Raw genomic sequence first — 6,585 nt, 5'->3', positions numbered from 1 at the left:
AACCGTTTGCAGCTGTTTTGCCCCGCCTGCGGCAAGATACGCGCTGCTGTCCAGATACACCACCTGCCCTTTTTTCCAGGCGGTGGTGCCGTGGACGAGTTCGTTATCCAGCGTTTGTTTGGCGCTGGCGCCGTCTTCACCAATGGCGGCGAGGCGGTCAAGCGCGTAAATCCAGTCCGGGTTTTCCTGCGCGATGTATTCAAAGGAAACGGGGTCGCCGTGGCGGCCGCTCATTTTTTCGTTATGCACCAGTTGCAGTCCCAACTCTTTTTGCAGCCAGCCCGCGCGCGAATCCGGGCCGGAGAGCGCGATTTTCGGGCCATTGACCAGAAGCGCCAGCACTTTGCCCTTGTCGGCAGATTCCGCCTTGACTGCGTCGCGCAAGGCGTTCAGCGCGTCGGCGGTTTTTTTCGCTTCGGCTTCTTTGCCAAAGACCGCGCCGAGACTTTCCAGCCGCGCCAGGCCTTCTTGATAGGCGTTGTCGCCCGGCACGCTCAAATCAACCGCCTGCGCGACGGCTTTGACTTCATCCAGTTTGCCCGCCGAGCGCGAGGCGACGATGATGAGGTCGGGCTTGGCGGCGTTCAACGCTTCCAAATCCGGCTCGAACAGGGTGCCGACTTCTTTCGCGTTCGGGGTGGCGAAATCGGCGGCGAATTTTTCGCCGGGGATGCCGACGATTTTGTCGCCGAGTCCGAGCGTCACCAGCGTGTCCAGCGCGCCGATGTCATAGACGGCGATGCGCTCCGGCACTTTGGCGATTTCGACATCGCCCTGCGCGGTTTTCAACGGCGTCGCCAGCGCGGCGAGAACGAGGGAAGCCACGGCGGTGGCCAGCAGTTTTTTCAACATGGGTTGCTCCTGTTGGTTGTGAAGGGAAACGCGAACCTAAACCGAACAGGTACGGTTGGCAAGCGACAGCTGCGCAATTTTTGTCCGTGGCTTTTTGTTAGACTGCGACAGTCGCTTGATTTGATGAAGGAGTGCGTCATGGTTCGTTGGCTGATCATTTTGCTGTGGGTATGTACTGCCGCGCGCGCGCAGGAGGCGGGGCAGGCGCTGGCGGTGGAGGTTGGGCAGGCGGTGCGGGTCGCGCATGAGCGCTCGCTCGCCGCCGATGGTGCGGTGGCCGCGCGCGAGCTCGCGGCGGTGAATGCGCAGGTGGCGGGGGTGTCGCTCGCCAAGTTGAACGCCGATATTGGCGACCGGGTGCAGGCGGGGCAGGTGTTGGCGCTGTTCGACACCGCCACGCTGAAGCAGGAATTGGCGCAGGCGCAGGCGCAGGAGGCGCGGGCGCAGGCGGCGCTTGCCCAGGCGAAGCGCAATGCGGCACGGACGGGCAAGCTGGTGCAGGAGCGCGTGGTCAGCGTCAGTGATTCGGAGCAGTCGGCATCGGCGCAGCGCGAGGCGCAGGCGGTGCTGGATGGCGCGGTGGCGGCGCGCAAGCTGGCGCAGTTGCGCCTCGGTTATGCGGAGGTGCGCGCACCGGTCGCCGGGGTGGTGGTCAGCCGTCCGGCGCAGGTCGGGATGACGGCGGGGATTGGTTCGCCGCTGTTTGTGTTGCAGGTCGATGGCGCGCTGGAGTGGCAGGCGCAGGTGTCGCCGGAGGACGGGCAACGGCTGAAGGTTGGCACGCCCGCGCGGGTCACGGTCGGTGCGGCGGAGGTCGGCGGCCGGGTGCGGCTGTTCGCGCCGGATGCGGACGCGCAGTCGCGGCGGGGGGTGGTACGGGTCGCGCTCGACAGTCATGCGGATTTGCGCGCCAATTTGTTGTTGCGCGGACGGTTTTTGCTCGGCAAGGAGGAGGTGTGGACGATTCCGGCGGCGGCGCTGGTGCGCGAGGATGGTCATGATTTTGTGGTGCTGGTGGAGGCGGATAACCGCGTGCGCAGGCAGGCGCTCACTCTCGGCGAACGGCTCGGCGACCGCGTCGTGGTGCTGGACGGGTTGCCGCAAGGCGCGCGGTTTGTGCTGCGCGGCGGCAGTTTTTTGCAGGACGGCGATGTGGTGCGGGTGGTGGACGGCGCGCCTGCGGCGGCGGGCGGCGGGTGATTTACATACACTTGAGCGCTCGATGTGTATGTAAACAAGGTTGGGGTTTGCCGCTCTGCGAGAGGTTTGCTGCCCCCACCCCTGCCCTCCCCCACAGGAGGAGGAGTAGTCTGGCTTACCACTGATAACCGATGCCGATGGTTGCGCCCGCTTCTTTGCTGTTCACGTTCGCCGCGCCCTTGATGACCCAACGACCGTTGTCGCTGATGGTGGAGACGCCGATGGCGACCGCGCTTTGTCCGTCGTAGTAACCGCCGGCGGCAGCGACCATGCTCGCCCCCGGCCGGTACGCCTGCGGCAAGCCCGCGGTGGCAATCGCCGAGGCGGTGCCAGCTTTCGCGCGTTTGTCCACGTTATCGACGTAACGCCCCAGCGCGTGCAGCTGCGCACCATTGACCGCGTCGCGGCTGTCCGGCGCGATGCGCCCCGGTGCGACGTTGCGTATCGGCAGATTACCCGCGTTGATACCCTGTTTGGTCAGCGCCGGGCCATTCTTGATGGCAACGCCTTCGTCATTCATTTTGGTATCACCGGTGGTGACGCTATTGACGTTTACGTCCGGGTTGAGGCGCATATGGATGCCGTCCACATCGGCGGCGGTTTTCACGTTTTGGTCGCCCATAATCATCATGGTGTCGCCCAGTTTATGCACGTTGGTCACGCCGGTGTCGCCGCCAAAGCGGATGCCCTGCGTGGTCACGATGTCATAGGCCTGCACGCCCTTGCCGATGTCCTGCTTGACGCCGCCGGAGAGGCTCACCTGGTAGTTGGTGACGTTGTCGCCGCTGTTGGTCGCGGTGACGATGACATCGCCCGCACCGGAGACGGTCGTCCCTTTGGCATTGACGGTGTAAATATCGTGGCCATCATTCGCTTGCGTTTTATCAACGCTGGCGATGTTGGTGCCTGCTTTTACTTCGGTTTTGGCGGCTTTCAATTGTTTGACATTGACCGCATCGCTGTCTTTCGTTCCGGCAGCAACATTGGTGATTTTGTCGCCGCCGACATCGAGGCCGTCCGCGGTGCTGGTCAATACCGTATTATTGCCTGCATCGCCAATAGTGACCTGCTTGAATGCCACTTCGTCTTTGGTGGCAACCGTGACTTTGCTGCCCTCTTGCTTGATGTCAATATTTTTCCCGGCATCAATGGTGACTTTTTTGCCGGGATTAATCAGCTCATCGCTTTTGCCGGTATTGGTGCCGCCGCCGGTATTGTCGGTTGTCAGCACAAAACCGGAATGGTTAATGGCGCTGGCAATATCGCCTGCGGTCATCAATCTGCCGCTGTAATCCACGGCAGGTGTCGTTGGTGTTGCCGGGATGGCAGGCGGCACAATGACTTTGCCCAAATCATTACCCGTACCGGGATTGAGCGCGGTGGTATTGGCCTTTATTTTGCCATTGGCATCTTTGGTAATGGTGGTGCCGTCAGTATTGACGGACAAGTCATATACCGTCGGATTACCCGGTGTAGGCGTATTGGCTGTTACCGTAACCGAACCATCAGCAGATTTAACTTCGGTTTTGGCGGCTTTGGCAGCGGCATTTAATTGGCTGACATTCACCGCATCGGTATCTGCCTCACCTTTGGCGACGTTGGTAATTTTATTGCCGCCATTATTCAGACCGTCGCCAGTCAGACTCACTACGTTTTTGCCCGGTTTGCTGATAGTAACGCCGCCGCTGTTTACGGCGGTGGTGTTGCCTGCGCTGTCGGTGGTGGTGATGCCGGTTTGGGTGAGCGAGGTGGTGTTGCCGTTGGTATCGGTGGCTTTTACGCCGTTGGCGGTGGTGGCCGTGGTGTTGCCTGTGCCATCGCTGGTAACGGTGCCGGTGGGGCGGGTTACGGTGGTGTTGGTGCCATCGGTGGCGGTTACGCTGTTTACCGCAATATCTTTTTTCAGGCCGATGGTAATCGTGCCGTCGCCGCTGACCTGGGTCTGAATATTGTCGCTGTTGTAGTCGGTTGCAAACGTACCCGTACCCGTACCTTTTACCGTCAGCGTTTCATCCGGCTTGATGGTTTCGTTATCCATCGTGATTCCGTTGGCTTTACTATTCCCGGCAATCTTGAATCCTTTGTTGGCAGTCGTTTTTACCGCGTTGAGCTGCGATACGTTTACCGCATCGGTGTCGTTGGTTCCTGCGGCAACATTCTGCAAGGCAACGGGCTGGCTGGCATCGCCGCCAACCAGTTTGACGGCATTGGTTGCCGGTGCGGTTGGCGTACCGCCGACATATTCCAGCGGCGTGTCGAATTTCACCGTGGTTACGCCGTTTTGGCTTTCAACATTGGCAACCGTGCCGCGCCCGTTGGCAAAATTGATGGTATCGCCGTGGGTAACGAAATCTTTTGCCGCGCCATTGCCCTGCACATTAAATCCGGCATTGAGTACGTCATTGACCGTCGCCGCGCGATTGCCTTTATTCGCGAAATCACCGCGCGCATTGTTTGCCGGATTGCTTGTCGCAGTGGCGGTATCGGCAAAGTTACTGGCGACGTTGGCAAGCACGGTCGGCACGGTGCTTGAACCTGCAGCGTTTTGCATTGAGGCAATCACATCCGCTGCGACAACCTCATTGCCGCCGACGGGCGCGTCATAGAATTTGTCGCCGCGCTTGTAAACCTTGCTGCCGTCGGCCTTGGTATAAACCACCGGCAGTTGCGCGCTATTGGTAATCGCCTGCGCATTGGTGGCAATGGTGATTTTGCCGCCGTTCTGTTGCAGGTTGATACCGTTGCCCGCGTCCAGGGTCAGCGTTTTACCGTTGTTGATTTTTTTGTCGGCGGCGTCCGCGGTGTTGTCGGTGGAAGTACCGCCGCTTTGTGATACCGCCAGATTGAATCCCGCCGCTTTTAATTGCGCGACGTTGACCGCATCGCTGTCTTCCGAGCCTGCGGCAAGGTTGGTGATTTGCCGCGTGGTTTTGGTCGCCGCATTACCGACGGAAACCGCACCTGCGGTCGCCTGCCACACGGAAGCATCGGTAGCCGTACCCTTCGCACCCAACGGGTCAACACCCGTCGCACCCTTTTCACGGTCGGCAACGCTGTTGCGCCCCAAGGCGATGCTGGATTCTGCCTTGGCGGCGCTGTCGGCGCCGAGGGCGACGCTGCCGATGCGTTCGGCGCGGGCATTGGCGCCGATGGTGGTGGCGTAAGCGGTGGTCGCCTGGGCATTGAGACCCTGCGCAATCGCGCCATAGCCAGCGGCGGTTGCCTGGCGACCGATGGCGACCGCTGCCGCTGATTTGGAAGCGTCGCTGACGTTGGTTAGGTTGGTGGTAATCGCCTGTGCCGCGGCAACATCGGTGGTCGCAGTAGGCGCGACGGTCGCTTGGCTACCAATGGCAAGCGCGTGCCATTCCGGCGCGCTGCTTTTGTAACCGAGGGCGGTGGCATAGTATTCGGTCGCGCTGGCGCCATAGCCGACGGCGGTGGTGCGCACGCCCTCCGCTACGGTATCGGCACCGATAGCGGTCGCTTCCCAGCTGATTTTGCCGTTGGCGCCGATTTTGGCGTTGCTGCCAATGGCGGTATTCAGTCCTTTGATATTGCTATTGACGCCGTTGCCCGTATCCGCACCATCGCCCATCGCCACCGAGTTGCTGCTGCCCGCCCTGGCATTGATGCCTGCGGCAAGCGAGTTTTTGCCGCGCGCGCCGTCGTTGTTGTAGTTGCTGCCACGGGTGTCGCCGTCATTGACGCTGTAGTAGTGGGTTTTGTTGGCGGTAATCTGGTTTTGCAGGCCGTTGCCAATGGCATAAAGCTGGCTGCCGTTGATGGCATCGGTGCTGTTGGCATTGATGCGCCCGGCGCCAACGTTGGTGATGGCGCGTTCGTTGCCCGCGCTGCCGACGCTGACGGTGGCATTGACGTTGGCGGCGGCGAAGTTGCCATAGGTGATGCCGTTGATGGTGGCGTTGGGAACCGCGCCAAAGGTGGCAGTGCTGACGGAATCCGCGCCGAGGGCAATCGCGCCGTTGTGGGTCACGACCGCGTTGTAGCCCACCGCCGTGCCTTTCGTTCCCGCCTGCGCGCCCGCGCCAAAGGCGGCGGCATTGACGCCGCTCGCCTGCGCCGCCGCACCGACGGCGGTGGTGCTACCCGCGTTGGCGCTGGCTTTCGCGCCGACGGCAACGGCATTCAGGCCGCCCAATCCCCCGGCGGTGCTGGCGCCGGTGCCGAGCGCGGTCGAATTGAGTCCGCTGGCGTTGGCTTCCGCGCCGAGGGCGGTGGTTTTGTTGCCGCTTGCCTTGCTTAATTGGCCGATGGCGACCGCCTGCACGCTGCTGGCGGTGGCGCCATTGCCCGCATTGGCGGAGCCGCCAATGGCAACCGTGCCCGACGCGCTTGCCACGGTGTTTTGCCCGGCGGCAACGCCGTTTTGTCCTTTGGCGTCTGCACCCACGCCGAGGGCAATCGCTGCCAGTCCTTCGGCTTTGGTTCCCCTGGCACCAATGGCAATGGCGTTGCCACCGCTGGCGCGTGTACGCTCGCCGATGGCGACGTTGTTGGTGGTGGTAACAG

The 6,585-nt window shown here is 61.7% G+C and carries 3 protein-coding genes; 1 reads left to right on the top strand and 2 read right to left on the bottom strand.

What is annotated here, in order from left to right; genetic code table 11:
• A partial coding sequence (locus Q0349_RS00700) for a siderophore ABC transporter substrate-binding protein (RefSeq protein ID WP_298078834.1) occupies positions 1-852 on the bottom strand: 852 nt, incomplete at its 3' end.
• A 138-nt stretch (positions 853-990) separates the two neighbouring features.
• Between Q0349_RS00700 and Q0349_RS00695 the strand changes: the two genes are divergently transcribed.
• Positions 991-2,052: an efflux RND transporter periplasmic adaptor subunit gene (locus Q0349_RS00695; RefSeq protein WP_298078832.1), complete on the top strand. Its 1,062-nt coding sequence runs from the start codon at positions 991-993 to the stop codon at positions 2,050-2,052.
• Between the two features lie 115 nt (positions 2,053-2,167).
• Here Q0349_RS00695 and Q0349_RS00690 read toward each other — a convergent pair.
• The coding region (locus tag Q0349_RS00690; RefSeq protein ID WP_298078831.1) for a YadA-like family protein at positions 2,168-6,585 on the bottom strand (4,418 nt) is incomplete at its 5' end.

Origin of the sequence: uncultured Cardiobacterium sp. (genome assembly GCF_938028185.1) — a bacterium.
Taxonomy (GTDB): Bacteria; Pseudomonadota; Gammaproteobacteria; order Cardiobacteriales; family Cardiobacteriaceae; genus Cardiobacterium.
The sequence above is the reverse complement of the archived record's forward strand: the minus strand, read 5'-3'. Positions and strand labels throughout refer to the sequence as shown.

Coding starts and splice junctions, on each gene's coding strand:
- Q0349_RS00695 (WP_298078832.1), top strand. CDS start 991: ATGGTTCGTTGGCTGATCATTTTGCTGTGGGTATGTACTGCCGCGCGC.